This is a genomic window from Streptomyces sp. SID3343, assembly GCF_009865215.1.
Taxonomy (GTDB): Bacteria; Actinomycetota; Actinomycetes; order Streptomycetales; family Streptomycetaceae; genus Embleya.
Window position 1 is genome coordinate 1 of sequence record NZ_WWJX01000943.1, and the last position, 1,613, is coordinate 1,613.

Consider the following 1,613-nt stretch of genomic DNA (forward strand, 5'->3'; position numbering starts at 1 on the left):
GTCTCGCCGCACTACGCGATCGTGCTCGGCGCCGCGTCCACCCGGGCCCGGCTCGACGAGCGGGAGGCCGCCGTGCTCGCCGCGACCAACACCGTCAACGGACCGGCCTCGGCGGCCGTGAAACTGCTCTCCTTCGACCCGATCGCGATCACCGTCGTGCTGGCCGAGATGGCCGGACACTGCGACCAGGTCGCCGAGGAGGCCGCCGCCGCGGCGCGCACCGTGTTCGCCGACGGCGACTGGGACCGACTGCCCTGCTGGTCCGCCGCAGGGCTCGACGCCTGCGCCGAACTGCACGTCCACGAGGAGGTCGTCCACTTTGCATCTTGACCACAGCCCCGCCGACGGCGGTGCGCACAGCCACGTTCGGGCCACGCCCGCCGTGCCCGGTTCGCGCGCGTCGCGAATCGGGCACGGCGGGCCGGTCGGCGCCGTGGGACGCCCTGACGGCGAGCCGGGCGACGAGCGAACACCCGGTGACGGAACGGACCTGGTGGCACGGACCTGACGGCACGTCACGGCGCGCACCGAGCCGACCGGCCCCGACGGTGGGTCGGCGCTCGGGCAGGGCCGCTCACACGTCCAGCGCGACCAGTTCCCGTCCCGCCGTACCGAACACCAGCAGACCCTTGGCCCCGGCGGGCGCGGTGGTCGGGTAGGTCGGGACGGGGTAAGTCCACCTCGGTTCGCCGGACTTCGCGTCGAACGCGTTCAACACCTTGTCGCCGCCCGCGTAGGCCACACCGCCGACGACCGCGACCGGGCCCGGCACGCTCGCGCCGGTGCGCCGCCGCCACCGCTCGGCGCCGGTCGCGGGATCGAGGGCGTACAGCGCGCCGACGTCGGTCGTGTACACGAGGTTTCCGGCGAAGACCGGCGTGGACAGGTCGAGCCGGCCGCGGTAGCGCCACACGATGTCGCCGGTGTCGGGATCCAGCGCGAGCAGCACCCACCCCGAGACCACGTACAGCAGTCCGCCCAACGCGCGCGGCGGGCCGACCACGGGTGGTTCGAGCTTGACCTTCCACACCACGTCGCGCGTTTCCGCGTGCAGCGCGAGCACGGTCCCGTCGGCGTGGGCCACGTAGAGCCTGTCGCCGACCGCGGCGGGCAGCGCCCACCCGTGTTCGGCGCGGTCCTTCCAGGTCCAGCGCCGTTGCCCCTGCACCGTGTCGAACCCGAGCACTTCACCGGCCACGGTCGCGACCACCAGCGAGGACCCGGACAGCACCGGTGATCCGATGACCTCGGCGCCGACCGTGACTTGCCAGGTGCGTTGACCGAGGGCCGAGTCGAGCGCGTAGATCTGCCCCGGGGGGCCGGCCACATAGACCGCGGCGGCCGTGACGACGGGCTCCGACCACAGGGTCTGGTCGGTGCGAGCGGTCCAGACGGGGACCCCGGTCGCGGTACCGAACGCCTTGAACACGTTGTCGGCGCACGCGCAATAGCCCGTCTCGGCGAACACCTGAAGCGTGGTCACCCGGCCCCCCATCGGCCGGCGCCAGCGCAGTTTCGGCTGCGGGTGGCCGCCGCCCGCGAGCCGCGCGTACGCGTAGCCGGCCGCGGTCGCGGTCGCCGCGGTCACCACGACCGCGCCGGCCACGAGCAGT

2 protein-coding genes are annotated in these 1,613 nt (G+C 74.0%); one reads left to right on the top strand and one right to left on the bottom strand.

The genetic code is table 11. The features are described 5' to 3' along the window. Positions 1-330 (top strand): urease accessory UreF family protein (locus GT354_RS29175; RefSeq protein WP_272923908.1); only part of this gene is annotated, 330 nt, incomplete at its 5' end. Positions 331-574: 244 nt separating this feature from the next. On the opposite strand, the gene GT354_RS29180 is transcribed toward GT354_RS29175, so the two are convergent. Beyond that, the coding region (locus GT354_RS29180) for a PQQ-binding-like beta-propeller repeat protein (protein WP_161359361.1) at positions 575-1,613 on the bottom strand (1,039 nt) is incomplete at its 5' end.